The 15,364-nt window shown below is 72.3% G+C and carries 16 protein-coding genes; 7 read left to right on the forward strand and 9 right to left on the reverse strand.

The window, feature by feature from the left end; genetic code table 11:
* Positions 1 to 6: 6 nt before the first annotated feature.
* On the forward strand, positions 7 to 384 hold the full coding sequence (locus EDF34_RS08360) for an SHOCT domain-containing protein (protein WP_123370919.1): 378 nt from the start codon (positions 7 to 9) through the stop codon (positions 382 to 384).
* 36 nt (positions 385 to 420) lie between these two features.
* A complete protein-coding gene (locus EDF34_RS08365) occupies positions 421 to 888 on the forward strand; it encodes an NUDIX domain-containing protein (RefSeq protein WP_123370920.1) in 468 nt (155 codons plus the stop codon).
* On the opposite strand, the gene EDF34_RS08370 is transcribed toward EDF34_RS08365, so the two are convergent.
* From EDF34_RS08370 to dinB, 7 genes are all read right to left on the reverse strand, one after another.
* The gene (locus EDF34_RS08370; RefSeq protein ID WP_123370921.1) at positions 885 to 1,784 is read right to left on the reverse strand and encodes a patatin-like phospholipase family protein; all 900 of its coding nucleotides are present in this window, start codon (positions 1,782 to 1,784) and stop codon (positions 885 to 887) included. The genes EDF34_RS08365 and EDF34_RS08370 overlap by 4 nt on opposite strands.
* Before the next feature lie 146 nt (positions 1,785 to 1,930).
* The gene (locus tag EDF34_RS08375) at positions 1,931 to 2,602 is read right to left on the reverse strand and encodes an alpha/beta hydrolase (RefSeq protein WP_123370922.1); all 672 of its coding nucleotides are present in this window, start codon (positions 2,600 to 2,602) and stop codon (positions 1,931 to 1,933) included.
* Entirely contained in the window at positions 2,599 to 3,780 is a 1,182-nt protein-coding gene (locus tag EDF34_RS08380) for a glycine C-acetyltransferase (RefSeq protein ID WP_123370923.1), read from the reverse strand. The genes EDF34_RS08375 and EDF34_RS08380 overlap by 4 nt, the downstream gene beginning before the upstream one ends.
* The gene (tdh, locus tag EDF34_RS08385; protein WP_123370924.1) at positions 3,780 to 4,823 is read right to left on the reverse strand and encodes an L-threonine 3-dehydrogenase; all 1,044 of its coding nucleotides are present in this window, start codon (positions 4,821 to 4,823) and stop codon (positions 3,780 to 3,782) included. The genes EDF34_RS08380 and tdh overlap by 1 nt, the downstream gene beginning before the upstream one ends.
* The gene (locus tag EDF34_RS08390) at positions 4,820 to 6,388 is read right to left on the reverse strand and encodes an AMP-binding protein (RefSeq protein ID WP_123370925.1); all 1,569 of its coding nucleotides are present in this window, start codon (positions 6,386 to 6,388) and stop codon (positions 4,820 to 4,822) included. The genes tdh and EDF34_RS08390 overlap by 4 nt, the downstream gene beginning before the upstream one ends.
* A 95-nt stretch (positions 6,389 to 6,483) precedes the next feature.
* The gene (locus EDF34_RS08395; protein ID WP_123370926.1) at positions 6,484 to 6,846 is read right to left on the reverse strand and encodes a VOC family protein; all 363 of its coding nucleotides are present in this window, start codon (positions 6,844 to 6,846) and stop codon (positions 6,484 to 6,486) included.
* Between the two features lie 33 nt (positions 6,847 to 6,879).
* On the reverse strand, positions 6,880 to 8,073 hold the full coding sequence (gene dinB / locus EDF34_RS08400; RefSeq protein ID WP_199737746.1) for a DNA polymerase IV: 1,194 nt from the start codon (positions 8,071 to 8,073) through the stop codon (positions 6,880 to 6,882).
* A gap of 64 nt (positions 8,074 to 8,137) precedes the next feature.
* On the opposite strand from dinB, the gene EDF34_RS08405 reads away from it, so the two are divergent.
* The 3 genes from EDF34_RS08405 to EDF34_RS08415 all read left to right on the forward strand — a co-directional run bounded on the left by EDF34_RS08405 (position 8,138) and on the right by EDF34_RS08415 (position 11,363).
* Complete coding sequence (locus EDF34_RS08405; RefSeq protein ID WP_123371265.1) at positions 8,138 to 8,500, forward strand: AtzH-like domain-containing protein; 363 nt, start codon at positions 8,138 to 8,140, stop codon at positions 8,498 to 8,500.
* A gap of 52 nt (positions 8,501 to 8,552) precedes the next feature.
* A complete protein-coding gene (locus EDF34_RS08410) occupies positions 8,553 to 9,803 on the forward strand; it encodes a threonine/serine exporter ThrE family protein (RefSeq protein ID WP_123370928.1) in 1,251 nt (416 codons plus the stop codon).
* A gap of 81 nt (positions 9,804 to 9,884) precedes the next feature.
* Entirely contained in the window at positions 9,885 to 11,363 is a 1,479-nt protein-coding gene (locus EDF34_RS08415) for an amino acid permease (RefSeq protein ID WP_123370929.1), read from the forward strand.
* Here EDF34_RS08415 and EDF34_RS08420 read toward each other — a convergent pair.
* Positions 11,347 to 12,381, reverse strand: a complete 1,035-nt coding sequence (locus tag EDF34_RS08420) for a putative zinc-binding metallopeptidase (protein WP_123371266.1) — start codon at positions 12,379 to 12,381, stop codon at positions 11,347 to 11,349. The genes EDF34_RS08415 and EDF34_RS08420 overlap by 17 nt on opposite strands.
* Positions 12,382 to 12,536: 155 nt before the next feature.
* On the opposite strand from EDF34_RS08420, the gene EDF34_RS08425 reads away from it, so the two are divergent.
* Together EDF34_RS08425 and EDF34_RS08430 are read left to right on the forward strand one after the other, a co-directional pair.
* Entirely contained in the window at positions 12,537 to 12,899 is a 363-nt protein-coding gene (locus EDF34_RS08425; RefSeq protein WP_158615067.1) for a DUF4262 domain-containing protein, read from the forward strand.
* A gap of 197 nt (positions 12,900 to 13,096) precedes the next feature.
* Positions 13,097 to 14,566: an MFS transporter gene (locus EDF34_RS08430; RefSeq protein ID WP_123370931.1), complete on the forward strand. Its 1,470-nt coding sequence runs from the start codon at positions 13,097 to 13,099 to the stop codon at positions 14,564 to 14,566.
* Positions 14,567 to 14,569: 3 nt separating this feature from the next.
* On the opposite strand, the gene EDF34_RS08435 is transcribed toward EDF34_RS08430, so the two are convergent.
* Positions 14,570 to 15,343, reverse strand: a complete 774-nt coding sequence (locus EDF34_RS08435; protein ID WP_123370932.1) for an SDR family NAD(P)-dependent oxidoreductase — start codon at positions 15,341 to 15,343, stop codon at positions 14,570 to 14,572.
* Between the last annotated feature and the right edge of the window lie 21 nt (positions 15,344 to 15,364).

Below are 15,364 nucleotides of genomic sequence, written 5' to 3' on the forward strand. Positions count from 1 at the left end.
AATGCGGTGAACAGCTTCATGCAGTGGTTCTGGCTCATGGTGTGGTGGTTCGCGTTCGTGATGTACCTGATCGTCCTGTTCCAGATCGTCACGGACCTGTTCCGGGACAAGGACCTCAGCGGCTGGTTGAAGGCCCTGTGGCTGATCGGCCTGATCCTGCTGCCGTTCCTCGTGGCGCTCATCTACGTCATCGCGCGGGGTCGGAGCATGGCGGAGCGGCAGGCTGCGCGCGCCCACCAGGCGCGGTCCCAGACCGAGAGCTACATCCGGGACGTGGCGTCGGCCTCGCCGTCCGCCGACATCGCCCGGGCCAAGGAGCTGCTCGACGCCGGCGTGATCGACGCGGGCGAGTTCGCGCAGCTGAAGGCGAAGGCCCTGGCCTGACGTCAGGGGTCGCCACGCTCCGCCTACGATCGGCGCGTGGCGATCCCTGACTTCATCCTCGCGCTGCGCGCGGCTGTCGGCCACGAGTCGCTGTGGCTGAGCGGCGTCACGGCCGTGGTGGTGCGCGACGACTCCCACGTGCTGCTCGTGCGCCGCGCGGACACCGGCGCCTGGACGCCCGTCACCGGGATCATCGACCCGGGTGAGGAGCCGGCCGCCGCGGGCGCCCGCGAGGTGCTCGAGGAGGCCGACGTGGTCGCCGTCCCCGAGCGCCTCGCCTGGGTGCACGTGCTGCCCCCCATGACCTACGACAACGGCGACCGGGCGCAGTACCTCGACGTGGTGTTCCGCTTCCGGTACGTGTCCGGCACGCCCGCGCCCGCCGACGGGGAGAACACCGACGCCGCGTGGTTCGCGCTGGACGCCCTGCCGCCCATGTCGCAGGACATGGGCGGCAGGATCCGCCGCGCGCTCGAGTCGGGCGAGGCAGAGTTCGGCCGCTAGACCCAGAAGGTCGCCAGGCGCCCGGCGAGGGCCCTGCCCTGCTCGTAGCCGCCCCGGGCTGCCTGCGGACGGGTCGACGGATCCATGGCGCGGGCGTCGAACACGTCGCCCGCGCTCGCGTCGGGCACCACCACCTCGACGCTGCTGCCCCCGGCGCGCAGCTCGGCGACCTGCGCGGCGAGGTCCGTGCGCCACGCGAGCGGGTGCCGCGTCCGGCCGCCGAACGGCGACAGCACGAGCACCCGCCCGTACCCCGCCGCCAGGTCCGCGTTCTCGTTGCGTCGGTAGCCGCCGTTGATGAACCGGCGCTCGCCGACGCCGTACGTGCCGGCGAAGCCGTTGCTGGTGCTCGCGGCCACGGCGTCGACCAGGTCGATCCCGCTGTCGCGGTCGAGCACGACCGGCTCGCCGGTCCGCGCGTCGACGACGGCGATGCGCACGAGCCGTGCGGGCCAGTCCCGGCGGGGGAGGCGCGCCGCGACGGTCTCGCGCCAGCGCCTCGTGCTCTCGTCGTCGGCCGTGTCCTTGGCGAGCGCCGCGGCGCCCATCCGGCGGCGCATGTCCGACGGGTCGGCCGACGACGCGATGATCGTGTCCGACCAGTCCATGAAGCTCTGGGAGGTGGCTCTCGCCGGGCGAGCAGGGCCAGGCCCGGCTGGTGGGGCCTCGGCGACGACGGCCGCGTACAGGTCCGCGGGCCGGGCGCCGCTGGTGATCTGGGCGGCGGCCGTCGACCCGGCCGAGGTGCCGACGACGAGGTCGGCGTCGGTGAGGTCGACGCCGGCGGCCGCGAGACCGGCGACGAGGCCGAGCTCCCAGGCGTTGCCGGCCGCGCCGGCACCGGCGAGCACCAGGGCTCGGTCGTTCGTGGTCGTGCGTGGTTCAGGAGTGCTCATGGGAATCGCCTTCCGCGATGTTCCTGTGGCGCTCCCCGTCGCGACGAGATCAGTCGCGGGCCGCGGAGAGCACCCGGTGGGGTCCTGCGTCCATGGGTGTCACCTCCTGAGGTCGGTCGTGAATCACTGGGACGCTAGCACCGCGGTCAACCGAGATAGCCGGCGATCAGCGCACCGATCGGTCCCGGGTGGCTCAGCGGTGCGAGGTGCCCGCCGGGGACCACGTCGGGTTCGACACCCAGGCGCTCGCGCGCGACCCGATGCTGCAGGGCGAGGGGGAAGAGCCGGTCGTCGCGGGCCGCGATCACGTGGATGGGCACGTCGGGCCAGGTGAACTGCGCGGAGTCCGCGAACACGGCGTCGGACTGCGGCTTGTCGTGCCGGGCGACCTCGCGGACCAGCGCGGGCGCGAAGCCGTCGAGGAAGTAGACCTCGTCGGAGAACTCCGTGGGGTAGCCGCCCTCGCGGGCAGCCGCCTCCCTGGCCTCGGTCGACCCCACGTGCTCGCCCCACTCGCCGACCGTCTCGCCCGGCAGCGGGATCATCGCGTTGACGAGCACGACCATCCGGACGCGCACCCGTGACGAGACCAGCGGCGCCGTGAACCCGCCCATCGACTGCGCGACGAGCACGACGTCCGTGCGCCCGCCGATCGCGTCGACGACCGCGTCCGCCGCGGCCGCGAGCCCGTCGTGCGCACCCGCCGTCGGCAGGTCGACCGCGAACGCGTCGAGCCCACGCCCTCGCAGGTCCGTGACCAGGGGGTGCAGGAACCAGCCGTCACCGCCCGCGCCCGGGATCATCGCGACCGTCGTCACCGGGCGACCTCGTCGCGTGCCGCCGCGAACGCCTCGACGCACGCCCGGATGTCCGCCTCGGTGTGCACCGCGGACAGCTGCACCCGGATCCGGGCCTTGCCCCGCGGCACGACCGGGTAGCTGAACGCGGTGACGTAGACGCCGCGCGCCTCGAGGGCGCGTGCGACACCGGCTGCCAGCACGGCGTCGCCGAACATCACGGGCACGATCGGGTGCGAGCCGGGGAGCAGGTCGAAGCCCGCGTCGGTCATCAGCGCGCGGAAGAGCGCCGCGTTGGCAGCCAGCGCCGCGCGTGCCTCGTCGGACGAGGCCACGAGCTCGAGCGCTGCGAGCGTCCCGGCGACGACCGACGGCGCGAGCGTGTTGGAGAACAGGTACGGCCGCGCGCGCTGGCGCAGCAGGTCGACGACCTCCTGCTGCGCGGCGACGTACCCGCCCGACGCGCCACCGAGCGCCTTGCCGAACGTGCCGGTGAGGATGTCGACGCGGTCGGCCACGCCGAACAGCCAGGGTGTGCCGCGTCCGCCGTCGCCGACGAACCCGACGGCGTGCGAGTCGTCGACCAAGACCATGGCGTCGTACCGCTCGGCCAGGTCGCAGATGCCGTCGAGGGGCGCGTAGGAGCCGTCCATCGAGAACACGCCGTCCGTGACGACGACCCGCGTGCGCGCACCGGCCGCGGCGACGAGCTGCGCCTCGAGGTCCGCCAGGTCGGCGTTGCGGTACCGGAAGCGCTGCGCCTTGCACAGGCGGATGCCGTCGATGAGCGAGGCGTGGTTGAGCTCGTCGGAGATGATCGCGTCGTCGGCGCCGAACAGCACCTCGAACACCCCGCCGTTCGCGTCGAAGCACGACGAGAACAGGATCGTGTCGTCGCGCTGCAGGAACTGCGAGACGGCCCGTTCCAGCTCGAGGTGGATGTCCTGCGTGCCGCAGATGAACCGGACGCTGGCCAGCCCGAAGCCGCGGTCGCGGATCGCCGCCACGGCGGCGGCCTCGATGCGCTCGTCGTCGGCCAGGCCCAGGTAGTTGTTGGCGCAGAAGTTCATCAGGCGCGCCTCGCCGAGGCCGATGTGGGCCGACTGCGTGCTGCTCAGCGGCCGCTCGTGCTTGGTCAGCCCCGCGGACTCGATCTCCGCCAGCTCGTCGGCGAACCGCTGCCTCGTCGTCGCGTGCATCAGATCTGCGTCCAATCGATGATGACCTTGCCCACCCCGCCCGACGCGGCCGCGTCGAACGCCTCCCGCCACTGCGTGGCGGCGAACCGGTGCGAGACGAGCGACGCGATGCGCCCGCGGAGCACCTCGCTCGTGTGCAGCATGGCGCTCATGGAGTTCCACGTCTCGAACATCTCGCGACCGTAGATCCCCTTGAGCGTCAGCATCCTCGTCACGACCACGCCCCAGTCGATGCTGAACGGCTCGCTCGGCAGGCCCAGCATCGCGATCCGACCGCCGTGGTTCATGTTGTCGATGACCAGCGGCAACGCGGTCGGTGAGCCGCTCATCTCGAACGCGATGTCGAACCCCTCGCGCATGCCGACCTCGTGCTGCAGCTCGTGCAGGTTCTCGCGCGTGACGTTCAGGCCCCGGTCGGCGCCCATCTCCCGGGCAAGGGCGAGGCGCGCGTCGTTGACGTCGGTCGCGACGATGAACCGCGCGCCGGCGTGCCGGGCGACCGCGATCGACATCAGGCCGATCGGGCCGCAGCCGCTGACGAGCACGTCCTCTCCGACCACCGTGAACGCCAGCGCGGTGTGCACGGCGTTGCCGAGGGGGTCGAACAGTGCACCGACCTCGGGCTCGATCGCGTCGTGGTGCACCCAGACGTTCTCGGCGGGCAGCACGACGAACTGCGCGAACGCGCCGTCGCGCTGCAGCCCGACGCCGACGGTGCGGATGCACATCTGCCGACGGCCGGCCCGGCAGTTGCGGCACGTGCCGCACACGATGTGCCCCTCGCCGGAGACCAGGTCGCCCTCCGTGATGTCGTGCACGCCGGCGCCGACGTCGACGATCTCGCCGCAGAGCTCGTGCCCGGGGATCAGGGGCGCCCGGACTGCGCCCGCCGCCCAGGGGTCCCACCGCTCGATGTGCAGGTCGGTGCCGCAGATGCCGGTGCGCAGGACGCGGATCTTGACCTCGCCCGGCCCCGCCTCGGGCTCGGGGCGGTCGACGAGCTCGAGCCCCGGGCCTGCGGCCGCCTTGTAGAGCGCCTTCATCGGGTGCGCAGGTCCTTGCGCAGGATCTTGCCCGACGCGGACTTCGGGACCGCGTCGATGAACTCCACCCGCCGGATCTTCTTGTGCGCCGCGACCCGCTCCGCGACCCACGCCATGAGCGTCTCCGCCGTGAGGTCCTGCGACGCGCGCACCACGAACGCCTTGGGCACCTCCTGCCCGTCGTCGTCCGGGACGCCGATCACGGCCGCGTCCTGCACGTCGGGGTGCGTGAGCAGCAGCGCCTCGAGCTCCGCGGGCGGCACCTGGTAGCCGTGGTACTTGATGAGCTCCTTGAGCCGGTCGACGACGTAGAACGCGCCGCTCGCGTCGACCGTCGCGATGTCGCCGGTGTGCAGGAAGCCGTCCGCGTCGAGCGTCTGCGCGGTCGCGTCGTCGTCGCCGAGGTACCCGGTCATCACGTTCGGGCCCTGGCACCACAGCTCGCCGGGCTCGCTCATGCCCTCGTCGGGGACCGGGATGTCGTGCCCGTCGGTCGGGTCGACCAGGCGGCAGACCATGTTCGGGATGACCAGTCCCACCGAGCCGCGCGGGATGTCGGTGCGGTCCGCGGGGACCGCGTGCGAGACCGGGCTCATCTCGGTCATCCCGTAGCCCTGCACCACCCGGCAGGACAGCCGCTCGGCGACCGCGTCGGCCAGCGCGCCGTCCAGCGGCGCCGCGCCGGACAGGATCGTGTGGACGCTGCCCAGGTCGTGCTCCGCCACGAGCGGGTGCCGCGCGAGGGCGAGCGCGATCGGCGGTGCGATGAACAGGTAGGTGCAGCGGTGCTCGGCGATCGCGCCGAGGAACTGGGCGAGGTCGAACCGTGGGAACGTCACGAGCTGCGCGCGGGCGAACAGCGACAGGTTGAGCAGCACCGTCATGCCGTAGATGTGGAAGAACGGCAGCACCGCAGCGACCCTGTCGTCCGGGCCGAGCGTGATGATCCCGATGGTCTGGGCGACGTTCGCGACGAGGTTGCGGTGCGTGAGCATGACGCCCTTGGCCAGCCCCGTCGTGCCCGACGAGTACGGCAGCACCGCCAGGTGCGTCGCGGGGTCGATGCTCACCACCGGCGCGGTGCGGGCCTCGCCCAGCCAGTCGGCGAGCGACTCGTGCCCCTCGGCGCCGTCGACGACCATCACCGTCCCGACGCCGGCCGCCGCCGCACCCGCGGCCATGTTCTCCCGCAGCACGCCGACCGTGATCGCCAGCCGCGCCCTCGAGTCGGCGAGCTGGCGGCCGATCTCGTCGCCCGTGTAGAGCGAGTTCACGGTCGTGACCGTGGCACCCGCACGCAGGATCCCGTGGAACAGTGCGACGAACGCGGGGGAGTTCGGCGAGTGCAGCGCGACGACGTCGCCCGGTCCGATCCCTCGGGCGGCGAGCGCTCCCGCGACGCGGTCGACCTGGTCGAGCAGCTCGCCGTAGCTGGTCGCCCGCCCCGACACGGAGTCGAGGACGGCGGTGCTGGTCAGCGCGCTGCCCGGCAGGTCGCGGAACAGGAAGTCGTACACCGGCAGGTCGGGGATCTCGACGTCGGGGAACGGGCTGGTGATGGCCACGGGCACTCCTTGCAGCGACGTACGACCGCGCACGTCGTTGTGCGCGGTCTTCTCGGCACGCTACCTCCGCGGCGGCCCCGCTGCAGGGGGCACGCTCATCCCCAGCAGAGGCAGAACGGGTGCCCGGCGGGGTCGGCGTACACCTGGAAACCCTCCGGGCCGTCGGGATCCTCGGCGGCCTGCAGCAGCTCGGCGCCCAGGGCCATCGCCTCGGCGTGCGCGCCGGCCAGGTCCGTGATGTACAGGTCGAGGTGGATCTGCTGGGGGACGCCGTCCGGCCACTGCGGGCGCCGGTGGTCCGGGGCGAGCTGGAAGCCGAGCTGCGGCTGCTTGTCGACGTAGACGGTGTGCCAGTCGTCCTCGGCCTCGACGGTCCCGCCCAGCAGCCCGGCCCAGAAGGCGGACTCGGCGGCGAGGTCGGCGGCGTCGAAGACGGTGATGCGCTTGGTGATCTCCATCCGGCCATGCTGCCGCGGCCCTCCGACACGCGCTCAGTCGGGCAGCATCGGCACGGAGAACCCGTCCCCGGACCTGATCAGGCTCGCCCGCATCACCGCGCCGCTGCCGAACCGCGCGGCGACCGCGTCGACCGCGGCGTCCATCCCGCCCGTGTCGACGGGCCCGAACGACAGCCGCGGCTGCACCACCGCGTCCGACTCGAGGTTGGTCAGCGCGACGCCGACCAGCGTGAGCCCGCGCTCGCGGACGAGCGGCCCGGCGGCGTCGAGCAGCATGGTCGCGGTCGCCGCGAGGTCCTCGCCGGACGAGGTCGCGTGCGCGAGCGAGTGCGACCGGGTGGCCTTGGTGTAGTCCTCGAACCGGAGTCGCAGCACGACGGTCCGTGCGATCCGGTGGGCGGAGCGCATGCGACGGCACACGCGGTCGACGAGTCCGAGCAGCGCGGCCGTGACGAACTCGGGGGAGTGCCGGCCGTGCCCGATCGCCCGCTGCGCGCCGATCGAGCTCCGTCGCCGGTCGGTGACCACCCGCTCCGGGGTGCGCCCGTGCACGACCGCGAACAGGTGCCGTCCCGCGGCGGGGCCCAGCAAACCGCGCAGCACAGGCTCGCCGAGCGTCGCCACGTCGCCGGCCGTGCGGAGCCCGTAGCCCTCCAGCTTCGTCGCCGTCACCTCGCCGACGCCCCACAGCATCGTCAGCGGCAACGGGTGCAGGAACGCGTCCTCCGCGTCGGGCGGCACGAGCAGGAGCCCGTCCGGCTTGGCGACGCGACTGGCGACCTTCGCGAGGAACGGGGTCCGGGCCACGCCGACGGTGATCGGCAGCCCCACCTCCTCACGGATCCGCGCGCGCAGCCGTGCCCCGATGTCGACCGGCGCGACGTCGATCCGGTGCAGCCCCGCCACGTCGAGGAACGCCTCGTCGATCGAGACGCCCTGGACCTGCGGTGTCGTGTCCCGGAAGACGTCGAACACCGCCTTGCTGGCCTCGACGTAGGCGTCGAACCGCGGCGGCACGGTGATGACGTCGGGGCAGAGCATCCGCGCCTGCCGGCCGCTCATCGCGGTCTTCACGCCGCGCCGCTTCGCCTCGTAGGAGGCCGCGAGAACCACGCCGCCGCCCACCACGACCGGCCGGTTGCGCAGGCGCGGGTCGTCGCGCTGCTCGACCGACGCGTAGAACGCGTCGAGGTCGGCGTGCAGGATGGCGGCGCGCGGCTCAGGCATAGAACACATGTTCTACCCGGGGTCCGACATCGCGCCAGGCTCGGCCGCGGACCACACTGGGCCGATGGACGTCACGGCGTGGGTCGGGGAGTACGAGCGAGCGTGGCGCGAGCGTGATGCGGCGGCGGTGGAGCGCCTGTTCACGCACGACGCCGTGTACCTGCGGTCGGGGTACGACGACGGGCTCGTGGGGCTCGAGGCGATCCGCGACTTCTGGGACGACGAGACCCCGTTCACCCTGGCGTGGTCGCCGCTGGCCGTGGACGGCGACACCGCGGTCGTGCGGGCCGAGGTCGCCTACGGCGGCGACGAGCCGCGCGAGTACCGCGACCTGTGGATCCTGGTGTTCGCCGACGACGGGCGCGTGCGGCACTTCGAGGAGTGGGCGCAGTGGCCCGGCGCGCCCTGGACGCAGTCGCAGCCCTGAGCCACCCGCGTCGATACGCTCGCGGCTGACGTCGTCGTGAACGGGAGGGTGCGTGCGTCCCACTGAGCCCGGCACGGGTCGGCCGGCGCGCGCCGACGACGTCGACCAGCTGGTCGTGGAGCTGGCCGCGCTGCTCGTCGCGTGGAGCTTCGAGGGCACCGTCAGCACCGAGGACCGGCTCACGCGCGTCGCCCGCGCGTACGGCAAGGAGATCGAGGCCGTGGTCCTCGCCGACGCGGCGATCGTGACGGTCGGCGGTGTCACGCGCGTCGCCGCCGGGCACCCGGACATCCCCGCGCTCGACCAGATCGCCGCCCTCAACGACCTGATCGACGCGATCGAGGCCGACCCGCCGCCCGTGGCGGTCGCCCGCGCCCGGGTCGCCGAGCTCCGCGCGCAGCCCGGCCGGTTCGGGCCGGCGCTGCGCGTCCTGGGGGCGGTGCTGTTCACGATCGGGTTCGGGGTCTCGATCCAGGCGACGTGGCAGGAGGTCGTCGCGGCCGGGCTCGGCGGCGTGGTCGTCGGGCTCGCCTTCGTCGCCATGCTCTCGAGGCCGCGGCTCGCGCTGGTGGCCCCGCTGATCTCCTCGACGGTCGTCTCGATCGCGGCGATCTCGGCCTACGAGCACGGCTGGATCCACGGTGGGCCGATCCAGCTCATGGCGCCCGTGCTGTTCCTCTTCATCCCCGGCGACGCACTGAGCGCCGGCGCGCTCGAGCTGGCCGCCGGCCGGTACACCGCGGGCGCGAGCCGGCTCGTCTACTCCTTCTTCGTGCTGGTCTTCCTGGGCCTCGGCGCCGTCCTGGCGCTCGGGCTGCTCGGCGCCGACGCGTCCGACCTGTTCGACCCCGACGTCGTCAGCACGCTGCCGTGGTGGGGCGTCTGGTTCGGCTGGGTGCTGTTCGCGGTCGGGGTGATGCTGGTGTTCTCGATGCGGCCGCGCGACTTCCCGTGGGCGCTCGTCACGATCCTGCTCACGTTCGGGGCCGCGCAGCTGGGGACCTGGGCGTTCGGCGAGATCCCGGGGACGTTCCTGGGTGCGATGGCGATGACCGCGCTCGTGCTGGTCCTGTCGCGCCCCGTGGGCAGGCCCGCGCCCTACGTGCTGTTCCTCGGCGCGTTCTTCGTGCTGACCCCCGGGTCGCGGGGGCTGCGCGGGCTCGAGACGCTCGTCGGCGGCAACGCGATCGACGGACTGCGGGACATCGGGCTGATGGTCGGCATGCTCGCCGCGATCGCGCTCGGGATCCTCACCCTGGCCGCGCTCCTGCCCGCGCGATGGACCCGCGGCATGCTTCCGTAGCCGTCCGGGCTCGCCGCGCGCCGGGCGCGGCCCCGCGCCACACTGGCTGGCAGTCCGAAGCCGCCCAGCCAAGGAGCAGCCGTGAGCATCCTGCGCACCAAGAGCGTCGAGCAGTCCCTGGCGGACGCCGAAGAGCCGGAGTTCAAGCTCAAGCGCTCGCTGTCGGCGTTCGACCTCATCGTGTTCGGCGTCGGCGTGGTCATCGGCGCCGGCATCTTCACGCTCACCGGCCGCGCGGCGCACGAGGTCGCCGGTCCCGCCATCGTCATCAGCTTCGTCGTCGCCGCGATCTGCTGCACGCTCGCCGCGCTCTGCTACGCCGAGTTCGCGTCCACCGTCCCGGTCTCGGGGTCCGCGTACACGTTCAGCTACGCGAGCCTGGGCGAGATCTTCGCGTGGATCATCGGCTGGGACCTCATCCTCGAGATGTTCCTGGGTGCGAGCGTGGTGGCGCAGGGCTGGTCCGCCTACCTGAGCGTGTTCCTGGAGAACATCGGGATCACCGTGCCCGCCTCGATCAGCTCGGGCGGCACGGTCGACCTGTTCGCCATCGGGCTCGTCGTGCTCCTCGGTGTGCTCATCACGATCGGCATCAAGGAGTCGATGCGGGTCAACATCGTGCTCGTCGGGCTCAAGCTCTTCATCGTGCTGTTCGTCATCATCGCGGGGATCGGGTTCATCTCGACCGCCAACTACCACCCGTTCGTCCCGCCGGCCGAGGCGAACGAGACGACCACCGGCCTGACGCAGCCGCTCATCCAGGCGCTGTTCGGGCTCGCGCCGACGGCTTTTGGGATCGGCGGGATCTTCGCGGGTGCCGCGCTCGTGTTCTTCGCGTTCATCGGGTTCGACGTGGTCGCGACGACCGCCGAGGAGACGAAGAACCCGCAGCGCGACCTGCCGATCGGCATCATCGGCTCGCTGATCATCTGCACGGTCCTGTACTGCGCGGTCTCGATCGTGGTGACCGGGATGGTCCCGTACGACAAGCTCGACCCGGAGGCGGCGCTCGCGAACGCCTTCGAGGCGCACGGGCAGGACTGGATGGCGACGATCATCGCCGCCGGGGCGGTCGCCGGGCTCACGACCGTGGTCCTCACGCTGATGATCGGCGCGACGCGCGTCGTGTTCGCGATGAGCCGCGACAGCCTGCTGCCGCGCGGGCTGGCTCGCGTGCACCCCACGTTCCGCACCCCGTACGTGATCACGGCGCTCGTGACCGTCGTGACCGCGCTCGTCGCCGGCCTCACGCCGGTCGGGGTGCTCGAGGAGATGGTGAACATCGGCACGCTGTCGGCGTTCGTGCTGGTCAGCCTCGGGGTGATCGTCCTGCGCAGGAAGCGCCCCGACCTGCCGCGCTCGTTCCGCGTGCCGTGGGTCCCGGTGCTGCCGGTCGTGTCGGCGCTGATCTGCCTCTACCTGATGCTCAACCTGTCGGTCGAGACGTGGCTGCGGTTCCTGATCTGGCTGGTCATCGGGTTCGTCATCTACTTCGTCTACTCCCGCAGGCACTCGCGCGTGACGGACACGGACGCGCCGAAGGTCACGACGACGACGTGACCAGCACCTGCTCGACCCGCGAGGCCTGGACCACGCGGTGCACGAAGTCGAGCTTGCGCGCGACCTGCTCGACGATCGCGAACGGGTACAGGTCGGACTTGCCCATCGCGCGGTTCGCGGAGTCGAGGAACGTCGAGACCGGCCGCCAGTCGGTGAGCACGTCGGCCATGGTCGCGTCTCCGTAGGTGGCGCGCGGGACGACCTCGTCGCCGAGGCGCATCGCGGCGGCCGCTGCCGTCGTGAGCGTGTCCGTCATGTGCAGGTAGTGGGCCCAGCACTCGGCGAAGTCCTCCCACGGGTGCATCGTCGCGTACTCCGAGATGTAGCCCTCGGTCCAGCCCCGTGGCGCCCCCGTCCGGTAGTGGCGCGCGATGGCGTCGGCGTAGGACGCGCGCTCGTCGCCGAACAGCTCGCGGCACTCGTCGATCCACCCCGTCTGCTCGACGAGGACCCACTGGTAGTAGTGGCCGACCTCGTGGCGGAAGTGCCCGAGCATCGTGCGGTACGGCTCGCCGAGGCTGACCCGCAGCTGCTCGCGGTGGGCGTCCAGGGTCTCGGCCAGGTCGATCGTCACGATGCCGTTGGCGTGCCCGATGACGACGCGCGAGCCGTTGGTGCGCGACGAGAGCAGGTCGAACCCGAGCCCGCCGGGCCGCTCGTACCAGGGGGTGACCGGTAGGCCGAGCTCGGCCAGCTGGACCAGGAGCCGGCGCTTGCTCGCCGACGCGGTCGCCAGCTTCTCCAGGGCGAGGGTGTCGTCCGCGCTCGGGCGGGTGCGTGTGAGGCGGCACGAGAAGCACTGGCCGGACCCCGAGTCGCCCGCCGTCAGCCAGCTGCAGTCCCAGCGCCGGTTCGCGCACCGGAACCACCAGGTGCCGTCGACGTCGATGCCCTGCTCGGGGGCGGCGCGGACCGTCCGCGTGGGCGGGTGCAGCCCCACCTCGAGGCCGCACGCGCCGCACGTCAGCGAGTCGACTGCGAGGGCTGACGAGCAGCGAGGGCAGGAGAACTGGCGCACGGCGCGACCGTAGCGCACGGGCCTGTCGGTGGTCGGCGGGTGTGGTCGAGGGCCCGCGCCGCCTCGTGTGGGTGGTCGTCCGTAGCGTCGGCGCGAGCGACGAGGCGAGCTCGGGGGACGAGGGGAGCAGTGCGATGTGCATGCGGTGCCAGGGCATGAGCGAGGAGGAGGTCCGGGAGGACCTCCTGGCGAAGATCGAGCGGTTCGGATGGACGCTCTGCTCGGTCGAGGCCGGCGCGGGCAGCCTCTCGTTCACCTACACGATCGGGCTCACGCGGTTCCACGGGCATCCCGAGCTCATGGTCAGCGGTCTGGACGAGTTCGACGCGGCAAGCGTGCTCAACGACCTCGGAGAACGCGTGCGCGCGGGCGAGCGCTTCGAGCACGGGCAGGTCGTCCCGTACGAGGGCACCGCCCATCGGAGCCTGCTGGTGCACGTCGCGAGCCCGGAGGGCTGGTCTACGCGCAGGAGATCTACGCCGTGCCCGGCGGCCGGCCCGTCCCGGCGCTGCAGGTGATCTGGAGCGACCGCGCCGGCGCCTGGCCGTGGCAGGTCGACGCGCGTCCCGGACGGCAGGAGCTGTTCGGCCGGCCGCAGCACCTGCGACGCGGGTAGCCCGACGATGCCTGGTTCGCATTGCGCACTCGCCCCACCAGGAGAATCGTGTGCGGGGACGCGCCTCGCCGATCGCGTCCCCGCGCGTGAAGAGGGACCATGACCGACGCGACCGCCACGCCCGCACCATCCGCCTTCACCGTCCCGCGCTCGGCGTGGAACGCGCTGATCGTCCTCATGGCCGGGATGTTCATGGCCCTGCTGGACACGACGATCGTCAACGTCGCCCTCCCGACGATCCAGCAGTCGCTGGACGCGAGCGAGGCCACGCTGAGCTGGATCATCTCGGGCTACGCCCTCGCGTTCGGGATCGCGCTGATCCCCGCGGGCCGGATCGGGGACCGGATCGGGCACAAGTGGGTGTTCTTCGCCGGGCTGGCGCTGTTCACGCTCGCGAGCCTGTTCTGCGGACTGGCGCAGAACAGCATCCAGATGATCCTGGCGCGCGTCGTCCAGGGGCTCGCGGGCGGCATGTTCGTGCCCGCCGTGACCGCGTTCATCCAGCTGCTGTTCCCCGGGCCCGTGCGTGGCAAGGCGTTCGCGATCCTCGGGTCGGTCATCGGCGTGTCCACCGCGCTCGGCCCGATCCTCGGCGGCCTGATCATCGAGGCGTTCGGCGATGAGAACGGCTGGCGGCTGGTGTTCTGGGTGAACATCCCGATCGGCATCATCGCGCTGATCGCGGCGGCCAAGCTGCTGCCCGCGGGCGCCGAGGGCGGCGCGCGCGAGGGGTCCGACTACGTCGGGCTGCTGCTCCTGAGCGCCGGGCTCGTCGCGCTGCTGGTGCCGCTCATCGAGGGGCAGGACAAGGGCTGGCCGGCGTGGACGTTCGTCACGCTCGCGATCGGCGTGCTGCTGATCGTCGCGTTCGCGTTCTGGGAGCGGCGCGAGGCCTCGGCCGACAAGAACCCGCTGGTGCCGCCGCACCTGTTCTCGCACCCGGCCTTCACCGGCGGGACGATTCTCGCGCTCGTCTACTTCGCCGCGTTCACCAGCATCTTCTTCACCATCTCGCTGCTGTGGCAGGCGGGGCTCATGCACACCGCGCTGGAGTCCGGGGTCGTCGGCGTGCCGTTCGCGCTCGGGAGCATCGTCGGCGCGTCGCAGAGCAACCGGCTCAGCCAGAGGCTGGGGCGCACCGTGCTCGTCGTCGGCACCGCGATGGTCGCGGCGGGGTTGATCTGGGTGTGGCTGGTGCTGCGCACGGAGGACGCGAGCAGCCTCAGCAACTGGGACCTCGCCGTGCCGCTGGCCATCGCGGGCATCGGCAACGGGTTGTTCATCGCCCCGAACGCGCAGTTCATCGTCGCGACCGTGGACCGGACCGAGGCGGGTGCCGCGAGCGGCGTGATCTCCGTGATGCAGCGCGTCGGCAGCGCCATCGGGATCGCGGTCATCGGCAGCATCCTGTTCGGCACGCTGCACATCACGAGCAAGGACCCGGCAGCCATCGGGCAGGCGTTCACCGACAGCGCGGCGCACGCGATGGCGGTCAGCGCGGCGCTCGCGGTGCTGAGCTTCGCGCTCGTGTTCGCGCTGCCGAAGAAGGTCGACCAGTTCCGCGGCTGAGCCTCAGCGGGGGAATGGCACCCCGGTGATCTCGGCCAGGCGCGCGAGCAGGCCCTCCTGGACGTCGACCTCGCGCGCGAGCGGGTTCGGCACCTGGATCTCGTGCCGCTTGAGGTACTCGCCGGTGACCCGCGCCGCGTCGTCGTCCGAGGTCGCGAGCCAGACCTGCGTCGCAGCGCCCTCGTCGACCTCGTCCCACGCGTCGGGTCCGCCAAGCTTGGTCTTGATCCAGCCGGGGTCGACGGTCGTGGCCAGCACGTCGGGCCACAGGCGCGCGACCGCGAAGGCCAGCACGACGTCGTGCAGCTTGGAGTCGGAGTACGCCTGCATCCCGTGCCACGGGCGCTCGCGGTACTGCAGGTCGTCGAGCTGGGCGACGCCGTCCTCCTGCAGTCCGGACGTCAGGTAGACGAGGCGCTCCGGGCGCGGCAGCAGCGCCGTGAGGAGGTAGGGCGCGACGACGTTGACCTGGAAGATCTGCTCGATCCCGTCGGCGGTCTCGACCCGCGCCGCAGCGCCGCCGCCGATGCCGGCGTTGTGGATCACCGCGTCGAACGGCCCTGCCGCGACGGCCTGCTCCGCGAGCGCGCGCGTCTCGGCGAGCGACGCGAGGTCGCCGACGACGACCCCGTGCAGCTGCGGCAGCGCCGCGCGCAGCTCGTCGGCGCGTGCCGCGCTGCGGGCGTGGCCGGTGACCTCGTGGCCGGCGGCGAGGAGCTGGCGGGCGGTCTCCCGGCCGATGCCGTCGGACGAGCCGGTGACGAGGACGTGCGACATGCGGTGCTCCTGCGGTCGAGG

Source organism: Cellulomonas sp. PhB150, assembly GCF_003755175.1.
Taxonomy (GTDB): domain Bacteria; phylum Actinomycetota; class Actinomycetes; order Actinomycetales; family Cellulomonadaceae; genus Cellulomonas.